This window comes from Burkholderia sp. BCC0398 (assembly GCF_902833245.1).
Classification (GTDB): Bacteria; Pseudomonadota; Gammaproteobacteria; order Burkholderiales; family Burkholderiaceae; genus Burkholderia; species Burkholderia sola.
Genome location: NZ_CADFEM010000004.1, coordinates 536,514 through 554,012, shown reverse-complemented (window position 1 = coordinate 554,012; position 17,499 = coordinate 536,514). Strand labels below are relative to the sequence as shown.

4 protein-coding genes are annotated in these 17,499 nt (G+C 70.6%); 1 reads left to right on the top strand and 3 read right to left on the bottom strand.

Features of this window, described 5'->3' with window-relative positions:
- Positions 1-247 precede the first annotated feature (247 nt).
- Positions 248-2,218: an asparagine synthase (glutamine-hydrolyzing) gene (gene asnB, locus HWX76_RS11685; RefSeq protein WP_050015037.1), complete on the top strand. Its 1,971-nt coding sequence runs from the start codon at positions 248-250 to the stop codon at positions 2,216-2,218.
- A 43-nt stretch (positions 2,219-2,261) separates the two neighbouring features.
- Here the strand turns inward: asnB and HWX76_RS11680 are convergent, their stop codons facing one another.
- From HWX76_RS11680 to sctR, 3 genes are all read right to left on the bottom strand, one after another.
- Positions 2,262-15,782, bottom strand: coding sequence for an LWXIA domain-containing protein (locus HWX76_RS11680; RefSeq protein ID WP_176015830.1), 13,521 nt, complete (start codon positions 15,780-15,782; stop codon positions 2,262-2,264).
- Positions 15,783-16,034: 252 nt separating this feature from the next.
- Positions 16,035-16,823, bottom strand: coding sequence for a lytic transglycosylase domain-containing protein (locus HWX76_RS11675; protein WP_176015829.1), 789 nt, complete (start codon positions 16,821-16,823; stop codon positions 16,035-16,037).
- Positions 16,823-17,497: a type III secretion system export apparatus subunit SctR gene (sctR, locus tag HWX76_RS11670; RefSeq protein WP_006480865.1), complete on the bottom strand. Its 675-nt coding sequence runs from the start codon at positions 17,495-17,497 to the stop codon at positions 16,823-16,825. Before sctR ends, HWX76_RS11675 begins: the two co-directional genes overlap by 1 nt.
- Positions 17,498-17,499 lie beyond the last annotated feature (2 nt).

Here is a 17,499-nt window from a genome sequence, read left to right as displayed (position 1 = left end):
CATGCCGGTATGCCCCCCTTTTTTGCCTGCCTTGCCTGCCGGCCATCCGGCGGGATTCGATATGGCCCCGTGATCTGGCCATCCGCACGCGGCGCTTGACGTCCATTTTTTTCCGGACGGTGCCCGCATTCACTGGTGAATTATTGCTGATTTATTTCTTCGTAATATGGCTCGACCGTCATGCCCGACGGCGGGCCGCGAGGTGCGCGGTGCGTGACGGAACAGGTCAACAGGGGCAGACAAATCAATGTGCGGAATCGACGGCTTTCTGAATAGCGTCGCCTTCGATGAGGAGACAGCGCGCGGCACGCTCGCGCGAATGACGGCGAGCCTCGCGCATCGCGGGCCGGACGGGCAGGGCATCTGGGTCGACCCGGAAGCCGGCATCGCGCTCGGCCACCGGCGGCTCGCGATCGTCGACCTGTCGGTGCACGGCCGGCAGCCGATGGCTTCCGCGTGCGGCCGCTACGTCCTCGTCTTCAATGGCGAAATCTACAACCATCGCGAACTGCGCGCGGAGCTCGAGCGCACGGGGCGCGCACCGGCGTGGCGCGGCCACTCCGACAGCGAGGTGCTGATCGCGGCGATCGTCGCGTGGGGCGTCGAGGCCACGTTGCGGCGCGCGACCGGCATGTTCGCGTTCGCGCTGTGGAATCGCGCGTCGCGGGTGCTGACGCTCGCGCGCGACCGGATCGGCGAGAAGCCGCTCTACTACGGCCGGATCGGCGACGCGCTCGTGTTCGCGTCCGAGCTGAAGGCGTTGCGCGGCTATCCGGGCTTCGACGGCACGATCGACCGCGACGCGCTGTGCCTGTATCTGCGCCAGTCGAGCGTGCCCGCGCCTTACACGATCTATCGCGGCATCCGCAAGCTGCCGCCCGGCACGTACATCCAGTTCGAACATGCGCGCGACACGCCGCGCGTGCGTGCGTACTGGACGCTCGAACAGGCGATCGAGGCGGGCCGCGCGCAGCCGTTCGAGGGCAGCGCCGGCGAAGCCGTCGATCAGCTCGACACGATCCTGCGCCAGGCCGTCGCGCGGCAGATGGAAGCCGACGTGCCGCTCGGCGCGTTCCTGTCGGGCGGCATCGATTCGTCGGCGATCGTCGCGCTGATGCAGGCGCAATCGGCGTCGCCGGTCGACACGTTTACGATCGGCTTTCACGAGGCCGGCTACGACGAGGCCGGTTACGCGAAGGCCGTCGCGCGCCATCTCGGCACGCGCCATACCGAGCTTTACGTGACGGCCGACCACGCGCTCGGCGTCGTGCCGAAGCTGCCGTCGATCTACGACGAGCCGTTTTCCGATGCGTCGCAGATCCCGACTTTTCTGGTGTCCGAACTGACGCGCCGGCACGTGAAGGTGAGCCTGTCCGGCGACGGCGGCGACGAGCTGTTCGGCGGCTATACGCGCTACTTCCTGACGCCGCGCCTGTGGCGCAAGCTGCATCGCGTGCCGGCGGCGGTGCGCGCGCGGATCGCCGCCGCGCTGCATGCGTTGCGGCCCGATCACGCGGACCAGCTCGCGGCCGTCGCGCAGGGCGCATGGGGCGGCGGCGTGGAAGCGCGCGAATCGTCGTCGCGCATCGGCGATCGCCTGCACAAGCTCGGCCATGTGATGACCGCCGAGAGCCGCATCGGGCTGTACCGGCTGCTGATGTCGTCCGTGCATCATCCGGAGCGCATCGCGCTGGCGGGGCAGGAGCCGCCGACGCCGCTCGACACGGTATCCGCGTGGCCCGCGCACCTGAGCTTCGCCGAGCAGGCGATGGCGATCGACACGCTCACGTACCTGCCGACCGACATCCTCGCGAAGGTCGATCGCGCGGCGATGGCCGTGAGCCTCGAGACGCGCATGCCGTTCCTCGATCATCACGTCGTCGAATTCGCGTGGCGCGTGCCGGCGTCGGTGCGCTTGCCGGAAGGGCAGTCGAAGGCGCTGCTGCGCCGGCTGCTCGACCGGTACGTGCCGTCCGCGCTGATCGACCGGCCGAAGCAGGGCTTCTGCGCGCCCGTCGACCACTGGCTGCGCGGCGCGCTGCGCGACTGGGCCGACGCGCTGCTGCGGCCGTCGCGCCTGCGCGACGAAGGCTTCTTCGATGCGGCGGCGGTCGAGCGGCTGTGGCGCCAGCACCAGACGGGCCGGATGAACTGGCAGCACCAGCTGTGGACGGTGCTGATGTTCCAGGCGTGGCTGGAACATCAGCGGGCGACGTGATGCGGCGTGCCGCGCGCGGCGCCACGCGCACCGCGCGCGGGGATCAGCCGACGATCAGCGGCGTGCCGACCGACAGGCGGTTCGGATCGCGTGACACCGACGGATTGAGCTGCAGGATCTCGTTGAACGCGCGCGTATCCTGCTCGCCGCGCGTCATCGCCTGCTGATCGGCGCGCGACACGTGCGCGGCGTCGAGCAGCGACTGGCGATGCTGGTCGGCGATGACCCACAGCGAATCGCCCGCGACGACGATGTAGGGCTGCGGCGACGCCGACGGTTGCGCGGTCGACGGCGTGGCGCTGGCCGATGGCGAAGCCGGCGCGGCAGGCGACGCACTGGGCGATGCGCTCGCCGAAGCGCTTGGCGCGGCGCTTGCCGAAGGACTGGCCGAACGGCTGGCCGACGCGCTCGGCGACGCACCGGGCGCGAGATTCGATTGCGACGAATTCGACGAATTCGACTGATTCGACGAACCGGACCCCGAGCCGAAGAACGTCGTCAACAGACCTTCGATCAGCTTGTACGCGAACGCGCCGACCGGAATCAGCACGACGGCCGTCGGGATCTTCTTGATCAGCGGCGTCGCGTTCGGGAAATGCGTGTTCAGACGCCCGCCGAGCAGCAGCGCGGTGGACACGCCGGTCGCGATCGCGAGATCGTAATGGCCGCCGCTCCACTGCACGCCGGTGCCGAGACCGCCGTACGCGACGGCCATGAAGTCGCTCGCCGAATCGGTGAAGCGCACGATGCGGCTGCGCTTGTCGGCATTCACGCGGTGCGCGCCGATCGTGTAGACGAGGCCCGCATACGTGGCGCCGAACGCACCGCTCGCGATGGCGGCCGAGCCGTAGGCGAGATCGAACGCCCCGTGCGCGTGCACCACGCCGCTGATGCCGACCGCGAGCGTCGCGGTCGACGTGATCGCGGCGCCCGCGCGGCCCGCGATCCCGAACAGGTGACGCGGGTTACCGGTATGGAGCTGCTGCAGCGACGTGCCGCCGACGGTGCCCTGCATCTGCGCGAGCACGTCCGCGGCGAGCGCCTTGATGTGGGTGGTCGCGTCGTCGAAACTCATCAGCCCGACGCGGTTCAGTTCGACATACTGCGCGGCCAGCGTCCGCGCTTCGTTCGAGATCTGCTCGAGCTGCGCGCGCCGGTTCTGGCCGTAATCGTGCGCGCCCGAGCGCAGCTGCCGCGACAGCGTCACTTCGAGCCGCGTGAGCACCGCCTGCGCGGCTTTCGGATCGCCGGCCTGCAGGCTGCGCACCGCGCCCTGGTGCATGACCTGGAACACGCGACCGAGACGCGAGCCCAGCAGGAACGACGACGTCGCGCTGCTCAGCATGTCCTGCCGCAGCACGTGCGTCGCGCCGAGCGTATCGGCGATCACGAGCGCGCCCGCACCGGTGACGAGCGAGCTGAAGCCGATCGACTTCCACAGCTCCGCCTTGCGGAACGACGGCCGATGCACGCGCAGCGCGTTGATCTGCGCGAGCGCCTGCAGTTCCTCGATCATCTTCGCCTGTTTCGGGTTCGCCGCGATCTGCCGGCCGACGCTGATCGGCTTCGACGGATCGTTCTTCAGCGCTTCGCGCTCGACCACCGATTGCCAGTACGCGCGACTGTCGGGCAGCGGCCCGGCGGGATCGGCGGTCGACACGACGGTGCCGCGCGCCGGTGCGCGGCCGCCCGCTTCCGCGAGCCAGCGTTCGCCGAAGCGGCGGGCGAGTTTTTCGGTGCGCGTGGCGGGCGGATGATCGGCCGACGCCCACTGCGTCATCGCATGCTCGATCGTCGCCTTGCGCGCCTGGTTGACGAGCGCGGTCGTGTTGCGTTCGTACAGTTCGCCGCGCAGCGTCGCGAGCGCGTCGTCGGACAGCCCTTTCGACTTGCCGATGCGCGCGATCTCCGCGAACAGCACCTGTTGCTGGTTCGCGAACGCCTCGGGGCTCACCGGTTCGAACACGCGCGTGAGCGCATCGGCGCCGTGCAACCGTGCGAACTTGCCGTGACGGTCGGTCTGGTAATAGTCGACGATCCGTTCCGCCAGCGCCCGCGTCAGGTCCTGGTTCGCGATGAAGTCGGCGCCGTGCGTGCCGTACGACAGCCCGACGTGCAGCCAGTCGATCGCCTTGCGGTCGAGTAGCGCATCGAGCAGCTCGACGTGGCCGGCGCCAGGCACCGGTTCGAGCACGGCGTCCCATCCGTGAAAGCTCAGCATCACGTTCGGCGCGGGCTCGCCGGCGTGATCGTGCGACCACGTCTCGAACGACGTCATCAGCCGTGTGTACTCGGCATAGCTGTCGTTGGTGCCGGCGATCGTGCGGCGGTCGTCCGCGGAGACGAGCGGGCGGCCCGACGCCGCTTCGAGACGAAGCTGGAAGCCGTGGCGCGATGCCGCGGTGAGCCATTTGTGCAGATGCGCGATGTCGTCGAGCTCGAGCGTGCGCGTGGTGCCGTCCGGCGCCTCGCGCGTGATCGTCGCGTCGGCCTCGTTGTAGCGCGCGCCGATCGGGGAGCCGAACTGGCGCGCGCGCCGGATGAACGCCGGATCGTGCTTGCCGCCGCGCGCGGCCGCGAGCGTATGCGGATCGACCGGAATCGACACCACCGGCATCGCGCCGCCATATTGCTCGACGTAGCGCACCGCGAGCGCGGGATCGTCGCGCAGGTTGAACGCACGCGCCATCGGCGCGACGCGGTCCTGGATCTCGGCCGGCGCGCGCACGAACGCCTGGATCGCGCGCTTGTCGATCATGCGTGCCGCGCTGTGGCGCGTGGCGTACGCCTGCATCCACTTCACGAAGCGGTTGTGATCGCCGCCGGGATCGGCGACCGGCCCGCGCGACGGCATGCTCGACACCTCGCGCGCGAGACCGATGGGGATGCCGAGCGCCTTCAGCATCGGTGCGTCGGCCAGGATCGTCTGCGGTTCGTCGGTCAGCGCGAGGCCGCCGGCATCGGGCTGGTTCTTGCGTGCGGTGACCGCCTTCACGCGGTCGATCGTCGGGAACCAGTCGGCCACCTTCGCGGCGCCGTAACGCATCACCCATTCCGCGACCGTGCTCGAACCCAGGCTCGGCTGGTAGGGCCGCAGCGTCAGCGGCTTGGCCGCCGGCGTTTTCGGCGGCTTCGGCGCATTCGACGCGTTTGCCGCGTTCGCGGCGCGGCGGTTGCGCCGGCCGCCCTTGCCGCGCAGCGCATTGCGGACCCGGCTGGCGGGGCCGGTTGCGCCGCTGGCGCCGCCGCCCGCCGGCTGCGCGGCTTGCTGGGCCGCGGCGAGGTCGGCCTGAGCGGCTTTCACGCGATCGATCTGGCCGGCGATCTGCGTGCGGATCCACCGCGTGGCGAGGTCGAACTTCTGCGGCAGCGCATCGAAATACGACTTCTCGTCGAGCAGCTGCGTGAGTCGTTGCGCGAGCGCGGCTTTCTGCGTGGCGGTCGCGCGCGGATCGAACGCCTCGGGCGCGAGCGTCGACAGCAGGAAGTGCTGGTTCGCGCCGAACGGGCCGCGCCCGAGCGGCATCTCGTCGAGCGGGCGGCCCGCGTCCGGGTGGTCGCGCAATTGCTCGGCGTTGTCGTACCAGAGCGCGTTGCCGTCGTGGATCGCGATGATGCCGCGGCGCGTATGCAGCGATTCGGCAACCGGATGATCGGTCTCGTACACGTACACGTAGTGATCGCCGCCCAGCGCCTTCAGTTCCAGCGCACGCATCAGGTGCAGCGTGTTCGCGCCGCTGAAGTCGATCGCGAGCTGCTTGCTGTCCGGGACGAGCTTCGGCGGCAGGAACGGACTGTCGGCGCCTTCGATCTCGGCGATCTTGCGGCGCACGCCGGGGTCGGCTTTCGCGAGGCCGCGCTGCACGCGCGTGCCGAGTTTCTGCATCGGCGGCTTCTCGTCGCCGAGCGCCTTGCGCATTTCCGCCGGCGCGAAGCCGCCGTAGCGCTCGACCGTGTCGTGCGCGACGTCCGTCACGACGAATCGCACGCCGCGCCGGCCGCCGGACAGGTTGCGCGCGCGCCGGCGGAATGCGGCGCCGAGATCGCGCGGCGCGATCGTCGCGTCGCCGAGCGAGGTCGACTCGTGATAGGTCCAGTCGTGCGCGGCGTTGCGCGTCGCGTAGCCGAGCACCTTGCCGGTTTCCTTGTCGATCGCGTAAAGCGTCGCGCCGTCGCCGGCCGCTTTCGCCGCCTGCTTCGGCCGGCGAAAGCGCGGCGCGTCGGCAAGCGACTTCAGCGTCGTGACGACGTCCGCGTCGGGCGTCGCGGCCGCCTGTTCGGCTTCCCACGTGCGGCCGTCGCTGCGCGCGGTGATCCGCGCGGCGCCGCCGTACTCGCGCAATTCCGCGAGCGGCACGGGCGACACGTAGAAATCGACGTCCGCCCGTTCCGCGCTGCCGTTGTCCTTCAGCGCGCGATAGACCGCGTCGGGGATCGACACGGCCGGATCGGCGGACGCCTTGTCGACGAACGTACCGTGCTCGTCGGTGCGCATGCTCGCGACGAATTTCGGCTGCGCATGGCGCGCGTCGATCGACGCGTCCGGCCGCGCTTCATGCTCGGCGATCAGCACGTGCGCATTCGTGCCGAACGCATCCTTCATCTGCTGGAGCGACGCGAGTTGCGAACCGTCGATGCGGATCAGGTCGCGCTTGCCGTGCGAGGCGAGGTGATCGAGCGCATGCTGGCGGCGCGCGGCGTCCGCCGCCGCTGCGGGCACCGGCGCGTTCGACCCCGGCTGCGGCGCGGGCGCCGGCATCTCGCGCGGCACGCCGAGCGCGTGCATCGCGTCGGCCTGGCTCGCATAGTACGCGCGATAGGTCGCGTGGCCCGGCACGGACGGCGCGACGTCGCCGAAGGCGGTCGCGAGCCGGCGCAGCCCGGCTTCGTCGCTGGGCATCACGTGGTCGGCTTCGCGTGCGATCGTATCCGGCAGGCGGGCGTCCCGGGCGATGTCGATGCCGCCATCGTCGAGGATTTCGCGGCGCACCGCGAACGCATTCGCCTGCGCGCGCGCTTCGGCCATCAGCGCGCTGTCGGTCAGCGCGTCCGGCGACGAGCGGTCGAGCGCGAGGCGGCGCGTGATCGTCTCGACCGCATGCTGCGCTTCGTGTGCGAGCGTGTAGACGAGCGTGCCGGCGCCGTGGAACTGCCCGTCGAGCACGATCCGCTGCTTCGCGGTATCGATCCGGCTGCCGCGCCCGGGCCGGCCCACCACGATTTTCCAGCCGGCCTCGCCGGCCAGCGCGACCTGCTGGCGCAACAGGCTCGAGCGGTCGACCAGCGCATGGGCGGCCTTGGGCAGCGGCGCGCCGCCGAACCGCATCCGGATGCGCGTGATGACGGACGGCTTCTGCACGAACGCGTCGGGCGGCAAGTGCTCGGTGATGCCGGGATGCGCGAGCTCGATCGCGCCGCGCGCGATGCCGTCCTCGAGCATCACGCGCAGCGTGCCGATCTCGCGGACGATGCCTTCCACGTTCAGCTTCGGCGCATCGGTCATGACCGTCGACGGATCGCTCAGGTAGAAGTCGCCGTGCGCATCGAACACGCCTTCGAAGTCGTAGTACAGACGGTGCTGCGCGGTGATGTCGCGCGCGCGGTCGAGCTGCGCGAACGCGTCGCGGGTGACGCGCGACGGCAGCATGCCGGCCATCACGTCGTGGCTGCTCAGCGACGCGAACGGCGCGTACATCACGGCCACGCGATCGAATGCCGCGAACGGGCCGCCGACCGTCAGCGTGCGCAGCCCGTGTGCGCGCAGCGCCGCGAGCCCTTCCTGTTCGAGGCGGATCGATTCGATGTGGCCGAGAATCGCGCGATTGTCGGTGCCCTCGTAGAGACCGATCGCATTGCGGCGGCCCAGTTCGAACACGGTCTTCTCGATGCCGGCGCCGGTGGCCGCGCCGGTGAAGCGCTCGACCGGCACGCGTGCGGCCGGATCGCCGCTCGCGTGGACGCCGTTGCCGTCGACGTCGAGCGCGCCGAGGTCCGGGCGCTGGTGCGGCGCCGGATCGTAGCGCAGCCACGCGTTGGTATGGCTGAGCCGCGCCTCGGCGCCGAGTCCGACCGCGATCGTCGGCGGCGCGTAGACGGGGCGCTGCCAGACGTTCGCGAGCCAGGCGGCGGCGTCGCGGCCGTTGCGTGCCGACAGAATCACCGACGAGCCGGGCAGGCCGAGCACCGAGCGGTGCGCGAGCGTGACCTCGACCGGCGTGTACGGCCGGCCGTCCGGATCGACGAGGCGGCCTTGCGCGTCGGTGACGCCATGCACGATCACGATGCGGCCGTCGCGGTCGTAGGACAGCGGGCCCGAGCGATCGAGCGTCAGCGCGTCGACGCCGGCGACCGGCTTGCCGTCGAACGGCGAGGCCTTCACCGCACGTGCGCGCGACCATGCGGTTTCTTCTGCGAGCGTGGCGGCCGTCTCGCGTGGCGCCGGCATCGTGACGCCGGCGCGCTGCGCGGCCTGCGCCTGGCGCCGGTACAGCTCGCCGTAGGTGACGCCGCCGTCGAGCGACGTCGGGCTGTGCTCGAACGCGTCGGCGAGGCGCGCGAGCGAGGCGGCGTCGCCGGCCCGCGCGCGGCCGTATTCGTTGGCGATCGCGTCGGGCAGCGCGACGTGGCGGCCGATGTCGATGCCGAGGTTCGCGCGGATCTCGTCGCGCACCGCGAATGCGTTGACCTGCGCGCGCGCCTCGGCGAGCAGCGCGCTGCGCACGTAGCGCTGCGTCGAGCCATAGTCGAGCCCGAGCGTGCCTGTCGCGGCCTCGAGCGCATGGCGGGCTTCGTGCGCGAGCACGTAGACCATCGATCCGGTCGACTGCAGGCCGCCGTCGATCGTGACGCGCCGCCGTCGCGTGTCGATCTTGCTGCCGCCGCCCGGCTTGCCGCGCACGACTTTCCAGCCTGCGTCGGCGCCGAGCCGAAGCTGCTGCGACAGCAGGCTCGATGCGTCGATCAGCCGGTACGCTTCCTTCGGCAGCGGCGCGCCGCCGAAGCGCATCCGCACGCGCGTGATGACCGACGGCTTTTGCACGAACGCATCGGGCGGCGGCGTTTCGGCGAGTCGCGGATGCGCGAGTTCGACGTGGCCGCGCTCGAGGCCTTGCGTCAGCGCGCGTTCGATCACCGCGAGCCGCTGCAGCGTGGTGAAATGCTCGCCCGCGCCCATGCCGATCGCACCGGGGTCGCTCAGCAGGAAATCGCCGCCGCGTGTGAAGAGGCCTTGCAGGTCGAAGCCGATGCCGGTGCGTTCGACGACTTCGCGAATCTGCCGGATGTGCTCGAGCGCCGCGCGCGACACCACGCGCGGCAGCGCGCCCGTCTCGAAGCCGAAGCTGTGGAACACGCCAAGCGGCCGGTACAGCACGGCGACGCGATTCAGCGCGGAGAACGGACCGTCCATCGTCACGGTCTTCAGCCCGTACGACGCGAGATCGTCGAGTGCGATGCTCTCGTCGATCGCCGCCTCGATCTGGCGCGCTTCGGACGTATGCGGGCCGTTGTCGTAAACCGCGAGCGCGGCATCGTGACCGAGCGCGAACACGGTTTTTTCGGCACCGGCGCCGAGCAGCTCGCCGACGTGACGCTCGACGTCGATCCGCGCCGCCGGATTGCTTTCGAGGTGCACGCCTTCGGCGTCGGCCGCCAGTTGCCCGAGATCGTGCGGCGCCGCGGGCGCGGGATCGTAGCGGCGGAATGCGCCGGTGTCGAGCAGCGCCGCGTGTTCGCCGACCGCGTGCGGGGGCGGCGCATACACCGGCCGCTGCCACAGATTCGCGAGCCCGGCGGCGGCCGCCTCGCCGCCGTGCTTCGCGGACAGCACGATCGAATAGCCATCCTTGACCAGGAACGACGGCGCCTGGTCGAGCGCGTATTCGTGCACGCCGGCCGGCCGCCCGCCGGCGAGCAGCGTGCCGTCCGGCAACGTGTCGGCGTGCAGCATCAACACGCCTTCGTCCTCCAGCATCGTGAAGTGGCGGCTGCGCGCCGCCTGCAGGTCGGCCGCCGCGGGCACGGGCCCGTCGCCGAACGGCGACGCATATTCGGCATGCGCGCGGCTCCATGCCACGCGTTCGTCGAAGCTGCGCACCCCGTGCGGCACGTCGCCCGTCTCGTGCGTCTGCGGCGCGGGCATCCGGCGCGGGATGCCGCCGCGGCGCTTCTGGCGCGACCATACGTCGTCGTAGAAATCGCGGTAGGTCTCGCCGTCGCGGCCCGACACGGGCGCATCGGCGAATGCGTCGACGAGGCGTCCGACCGTGCCCGCATAGTCGCGCGACGGCGCGCGCCATGCGGCGCCTTCGCGCTCGATCGCATCCGGCAGGCGCACGTGCGCGGCGATGTCGCCGCCGCCCGCGAGCTCGATTTCGTAGCGTGCCTCGAACGCGTTGATCTGCGCGCGCGCCTCGGCTTCGAGCGCCTTGCGCGTGAAGCGGCTGCGGTTGCCGTAGTCGAGGTTCAGCACGCCGGCCATCGCCTCGACCGCATGGCGCGCTTCGTGCGCGAGCGTATAGGTGATGCTGCCCGGATGCTGGAGCGCGCCGTCGATCGTCACGCGGCGCTTGCGCGGATCGATGCGGCTGCCGCCGCCGCGCTTGCCGAGCGTCACGCGCCAGCCGGCGTCCTGCAGCATGCGCAGTTGCGTGGCGAGCGTGCCCGACTGCATCGCGAGCGCCTGCGCGGCTTCGGGCAGTGCCGCGCCGCCGAAGCGCATCTGCATCCGCGTGACCCAGCCCGGCTTCGCGGCGCCGGCGTCGGGCGGGGCGGTCTCGGTCGTTTCAGGGTGCGCGGCGGCGAGGCCGATGTCGTCGTTCGCCGCGGTGCGACGTTCGCCGCCCGTCGGCGCGCGGTCGGCCTGGCCGTCGGCGTCGTCGAGCGCGCGTGCGCCGCGGTTGGCCGCGGCGGTTTCGCGTTCCGCCATCCGCTCGGGCGTGCCGGCGTGTTCCGGCTTGACGAGCACGAGCACGCGGTTCGGCGCGCTGAACACGCCATCGAGCGCGTTGACCGGCTCGGGCGGCGCAGCCGTCCGCGGCATCGCCGGTTCGTTCGGGCCGCGCTTGCCGGCCAGCACGATCACCGTGTCGTCGGCAGCCGCGCGGGGCGCAGCCGGCGGCGCTTCGTCGGGCGCGATGCCGGCCGGCAGGCCGGCTTCATGGGCCGCGACCGTCTCCGGCGCGGGATCGAAGCGCAGCACGCGCGCGCCCGCGCGCAACTGGCCGTCCGCCCCGAATGCATCGGGCGCGGCTGCATAGACGGGCTTCTGCCAGCGGTTCGCGAGCTCGGGTGCGAGCGCCGCGTCGTGTTCGCCGGCGACGACGATTACCGGTTCCGCGAGATCCTGCGGGCGCGGCGACGATGGCCGCGCACCCGGCGCGTCGGGCGTCGCGCCGCTGCGCACCACGTAGACCGTGCGATCGCCGATTTCCATCGGCTCGGCGTTCGGCCCGCGCGGCACGGCGATGCCGGCCGGATCGGACGTCGCCGCGCGCGCGACGGGCGCGTCGTCCGTCAGATCGACGACCTTCGCGTTGACGCGCGGCGGCGTGCCGTCCAGCTTCGCGCGCGTGCCCGGGCCGGCCGGCTCGTCGGCCGCGACGGGCCGCCAGCGCATCGATTGCGTGTCGGCGCTGCGCCGGTTGGTGCTCGCGGTCGTGCTGCTTTCGGCATCGGTTTCGTCGCGCTGCTGCTGTACGCGGGCGTGTTCCTCGCTGGTGCGGCGCGTGCTGCGCGCGTCGGCGGATACGCTCGCGGCTTCGCCTTCGGCCGCCGTCTGCGCGAGGCGGCGCGGCGCCTGCGCGCCGGCGACCGTCTGCCGGTATGCGTCGCTCGCCTGGTCGAGCACGTGTTGCAGCACGTCGAGCGGCGTCTTCGCGACGATCTTCGGCGTCACGCTCATCTCGCCGTCGGGGCCGAACGACATGCGTTCGCCGGTGCCGGCCACGTCGTCGACGCGCGTGCCATTGGTCCAGGCCTTCGGCGACACCGAGACGACGGACAGCGTGCCGTCCTCGCCGAGCACCACCGATTTGCCCGGCGGCAGGCGCTTCGCGGATGCGCGGTCGAGCACGCGAATCGGCGTGTTGTCGTAGGTGAGCACCTTGTCGCCCACGCGCAGCGTGCCGTCCGGCGACACCTTGACGGCTTCGCCGTCGAGCGTCACGCGCGTGCGACCGGCCGCGAGCGACGACGCGTCGCCGCTGTTGAGAATCCGGCCGATCGTCTGGCTGTCGACGCTGACGGTCTTGCCGTCGGCCCCGCGGATCGGCACCGGCTGGCCGATGCGTGTGCGCACCGACGTCACCGCGCGTTCCTTGAGGCCGCCGGCGGCCATCAACGCGACGTTGGTGATCCCGGACTTGAGCTGCTCGCCGGCCGCTTTCTTGTCGCCGGTGACGAAATACTCGTAGCCCGCTTCGCCGAACGCCTCGACCGCGCCGCCCACGCCCGTCACGACCGCGGTGGTCCGCGCGCCGGTGGCGAGCACCGACGCGACCTTCGGCGTGCGCGTGAGCGCCGTGACCGCGCGCGTGAACAGCTTGCTGCCGGCCAGCTTCGCGGCGCCCGCCGCGCCCATCGGCACGAGGTTGATGAAGTCGGCCCGCGCGCCCGGGTCGGTAAACGGATTGAGACTGCGCCCGTGGTCGGCGCGATTGGCGAGATCGAGTCCGGCGCTCGTCATCGTCGCGCCGATCGCCGTATACATCATCCCCGCACCGAGGATGTTCAGCGGCACGCCGACGATCGCGCCGATGCCGGTGCCGTCGAGCAGCGTGCCGAGACCTTCGAGCGCCATCCCGCCGACCATCATGCCGATGTTCAGGCCCGTGCTCGTCAGCGTGTTCAGAAAACTGTCGAAGCCGCTTTCGTGATGCGCGGCCTTCGACACGAGCTGCAGCGTGCCGTCCGCGTTGTGGCCGGTCGCGATGTCGACGGTGCCGTCCGTCGACAGCTCGTTGTTGTCGATGTAATCGTTGATGTCGTCGTAGTTGCTCGCCGTCTCGTCGACGTACTGCGTGCCGTCCTTGCCGCTGACCTTGAACAGCGCGCTGGTGGTCATGCCGGCATCCTTGGCCGCGTAGACCATCGGCAACACGCTGACCTGCGTCGTCGCGCCGCCGCCGATCGACAGCAGCTTGTCGCGCACGCTGTTGATCGTCTTCAGCTTGTCCTTGTCGGTGTAGCGCGCGACGTCGTCCTTCGTCGGCGATACGGGATCCGAACCGTCGCTCGACGCCGCGTCGTTCTGGACGTCCGGCTGCATGCCGAGCGCGACGCCGATCAGATTGCGCTGCGCGTTGTCGGTCAACTTGCCGAACGCGATCGTGCCGCCGTTGTTCGTGCTCGCGCTGGCTGCGTCGAGCAGCGAATTCGACAACTCGCCGCGATGCGCTTCGTAGAAATCGTGCAGCGCCTTCTTGTAGTCGTTCTCGGCGTCCGAACCGGGCGCCGCATAGCGCAGCCGTTCGTCGAGGCCGGCGTCGAACCCGTCCATCAGCACCTGCTGGTGCGACGTTTCGCTCAGCAGTTGCAGACGCTGTACCGCGTTGTCGGCCTGCGTGACGGCCGCCTTCGCCTTGTCGAGCTCGTCCTGATACAGGTTCGGACGCGGCGCCGACGGCGCCGGGATCATGTCGTCGCCCGAGACGGTGCGAAAGCGCATGGGCGGCGGATTCGCGGCTGCCCAGTCGTCGTACTTTTTCTGCACTGACTCGAGCGTGCTCTTCGCCTGCGTCTGCTTGATGTGCGCCTGCGACAGCGCGAGCTGGGTCGCGTGCTCGTTGACCGAATCCGACATCCGGCTGTCGGCCGCGCGGATCGCGCCCGCGACGGTCTGCATGCGCTTCACGTCGAGCATCGTCGGGCCGGCCTGTGCGGCGGTCGGGCCCGACGACTGCGGCAGCAGGAACGGGCGGTCGAGCAGCGGCGACGCGGGCAGCGACGATGCGCCATTGGACCCGGGCAACGTCGGCGAGGCCTGCGGCGACGCGCTGGGCAGCGTCGGCGTGCCGGTGGGGGCGGCCGACGTCGCCGTCGACAACGACGATGCCGGCACACCCGGCAGGCCGTTCGCGGTCGACAGCGACGGCGTCAGCAGCGGCGTTTGAAGCGTGGGTTTCGTGAAGATCGATTGCGCGTTCACCCGCGCCTTGAGCTGCGACGCCTGATCGTCGTACTGCTGCGCGAGCGACGCGCCGTACGCGACGACGAAGCCGTCGTGCGCGATGCTCGCCTGCTGCTTCGCCTGATCGAGCTTCGCATACGCATCGCCGAGGTCCAGGTCGACCTGCGGATCCTTGATCATCGCGTGCGGATTGTCCTTGTGCCACGCGCTGGATGCGTCCTGCTTCTTCGTATAGTCGGCCTGCAGCGTGTCGACCTGCCGCTGCGCGGACAGCATCTGCAGATAGCCGCCGCTCGTGTTCGCGGCCGTCTGCGCGCGGGCGAGCGCGGTCTTCGCGTCCGACACCTCGTTCGCGACGACCACCGTCGGTCCTTCCTTGCCGCTGGCCGAATCGTAGCGCTGCTGCGCGTTCGTGAGCGCCAGGCTGTCGTTGGCCGCGCCGTACGCGGCGTTCGCATAATTCGCATCCTTCGCGGCGGACGTGACGGCCTGCTGCGCGGCATCCTGCGAAGCGGGCGCATCGGGCATCGTGACCTGCAGCTCCAGCGGCTGCAACGCGTCGTTCAGCCGCCCGACGCCCGCATCGAGCGCGGCCTTGTAGTCCGGATCGGCGAGGTACGACTGGAACTGCGTATACGCGAGATTGGAATTCGCGACGTCCGCGAAGTATTTCGACGCACCCACGGCCGCCTTCGCGCTCGCGGTCTGCCAATTGTCGTAGAGCCGGATCTGCAGCGGGTTCTTGCAGTCGCCCGGTTGCGGCACCCAGTTCGGATCGTTCGCATGATCGGGGAAGGCGTCGAGCAGCGTCTTGAACTGCTGGTCGGCCGCGTGCTGCGCGTCGCCGGGGTCCGTCACCTTGCCGGAATCGTCGATCTTCATCCCGGCCGGCATGTCGGCGTTCGCCTGTTCGCCGTACAGGATCATGTAGCCGGCGTCGGTCGTCACGTTCAGCTCGCGCTGCGCGGTGTCGGCCGTCGTGCGCGCCTTCGCGTAGTCGGCCTGCGCGGTCTTGCGGTCGTCGGCCGTCGACTCGGGATCGCGGTTGACCAGATGCAGCACGTTCTGCGCGCCTTGCAGCGTCTGCGACGCGTTGTCGTATTTCGTCTGCGCGTCCTGGATCGCTTTCTGTACCGCGCGCGTCTTGTCGTTCTCGACCGTGATGTCGGGCGGCGGCGCCGTATATTGCGCGGCCATGCTCTGGATCAGCGACGTCGCGGACTGGATCTCGGCGTTGGTCGGCTTCGACGGATCGGTGGCCAGCGATGCGGTGACGGGAATCGGCGGCGCGGTGCTCGGGTTCGCGGGCCCGGCGGCCGGATCGTCCTTCTTCGGCGGCGGCGGAGGCGGGGGCGGCGGTGCAACGACCGGATTCAGCGTTTCCGACAGGAAGCGCTGCCAGTTGACACCCAGTCCCAATCCGTCGATCAACAGCATGCTCGTCTCCGTTGAGCCGCGCGATGCGCGGCACGCGCGGCGTCCTGCACGCCGCGACGTGATCGTTCGAGTGTACGGACGCACCCGGCGGCGGGAACGCCGCTGTTTCGTAGCGGCAGGAAGCGCTCGGCGCCCCGGCGTCGCGTAGGCTACGAGATGCGCGCGGCGTGCGGCAGCCATGCCGCGCGGCGTCGTTCGGACCCCTGAAAGCGGCGCGGACGCGCGCGCCCGGCGCCGCGCGCGATCATGCGATTACTGATCGAGACACCGCACGCACAGCCGCTTCGCCTGGCTCGCCGGCAAGCCGCGGCACATCATCACGACCGGGCGCGCATGGCACGACGGGGCGTCGGCGGAGGCGGCCGGCAACGGCAGCCGGCGCGCGCGGTCGGGTGGCGTGGTCGCGGCCGCCTCCATGCGTCGCTGCCGCGCCGGCGGCGGCACGTCGCGCACGACCGGGATCGGCTCGATGCCGCCTTCGTGCGCGTTGCGCTGCGCGCTCGCGACGACGCGGCTCACGTAGCCGCTCGAGAAGCCCGTCGTGAAGTTGCCGCTGTAATAGCACGACAGCGCCGCGCGCAACGCGGCCTGCGTCGCGCCGCCGGTGCCCGACGAGCGCGCGAAGCATTCGGTCAGGATCGCGCCGCCGGCCCGCAGATTGCGGCACGGCTCGAACATCGTCGCTTCGTCGAGCCCGTATTTCGCGAAATTGCGTTCGTTCACCTGCGCGAGACCGACGCTGTAGCTGAAGCCGCGCGACGACAGTTCGCGCGCGGTCGCGCGCGCCTCGTCGAGCGAGGCGGGCTGGCGCGCCAGATGCCCGCCGACCACACCGATCGCATACGGATTGAAGCCCGACTCGGTGCGCACGAGGGCGGCGAGCGTAGCGGGGTCGACGTTCGGCGCGCACGCGCGAGCGAGTTGCGCGAAACCGGCGGCGCTGCCGGTTGCCTGCGCGACGCCGGGCTGGCCGCACGCGAGCACGAGCGCGACGAGCGCGGCAACGCACGCGGCGGCGGTTCGCAGGGCGCGTGCGCGCATCATCCGGCTCCGGCGACCCGATACGACAGCACGAGCCCGTGCACGAGCAGCGACCAGCCGTCGAGCGCGACGAACAGGAGCAGCTTGAACGGCACGGAGATCGTGGTCGGCGAGATCATCTGCATCCCTAATGCCAGCAGGATGTTCGCGACCAGCAGGTCGACGACGATGAACACGATGTAGATCACGAAGCCGATCTGGAACGCTTTCGTCAGCTCGGCGAGCGTGAAGCTCGGCACCAGCACGAGCAGGTCGTCGTCCTTGATGCCGTCCGCGCGGTTCTTCGGCCACACCGACGTCGCGGTGCGCACGAAGAATTCGCGATCGCGCTGCCGCGTATGCGAGACGAGGAAATCCTTGATCGGCGGCAGCGCGGCATCGGCGAGCGCGCCGATGTCCGACGTCGACAACTGTCCCGACGCATCGAAGTGGCGCGCCTGCAGCGCGTCGCGGATCGACATCCCGACGGGCGCCATGATGAACAGCGACAGGATCAGCGCGATGCCGTTCAGCACCAGGTTCGGCGGCACCTGCTGGATCCCGAGCGCGGAGCGCAGCAGGCCGAGCACGACCACCAGCTTCGTGTAGCTCGTCACCATCAGCGCCGCGAACGGCGCGATGCCGAGCGCGGCGATCACCGCGATCAGCGCGACCGGATTCGGCAGGTTGCCCATCG

Bases quoted from the DNA above. Each gene is read 5' to 3' on its own strand.
- asnB (WP_050015037.1), top strand. From the start codon at position 248: ATGTGCGGAATCGACGGCTTTCTGAATAGCGTCGCCTTCGATGAGGAG.
- HWX76_RS11680 (WP_176015830.1), bottom strand. From the start codon at position 15,782: ATGCTGTTGATCGACGGATTGGGACTGGGTGTCAACTGGCAGCGCTTC.
- HWX76_RS11675 (WP_176015829.1), bottom strand. From the start codon at position 16,823: ATGCGCGCACGCGCCCTGCGAACCGCCGCCGCGTGCGTTGCCGCGCTC.
- sctR (WP_006480865.1), bottom strand. From the start codon at position 17,497: ATGGGCAACCTGCCGAATCCGGTCGCGCTGATCGCGGTGATCGCCGCG.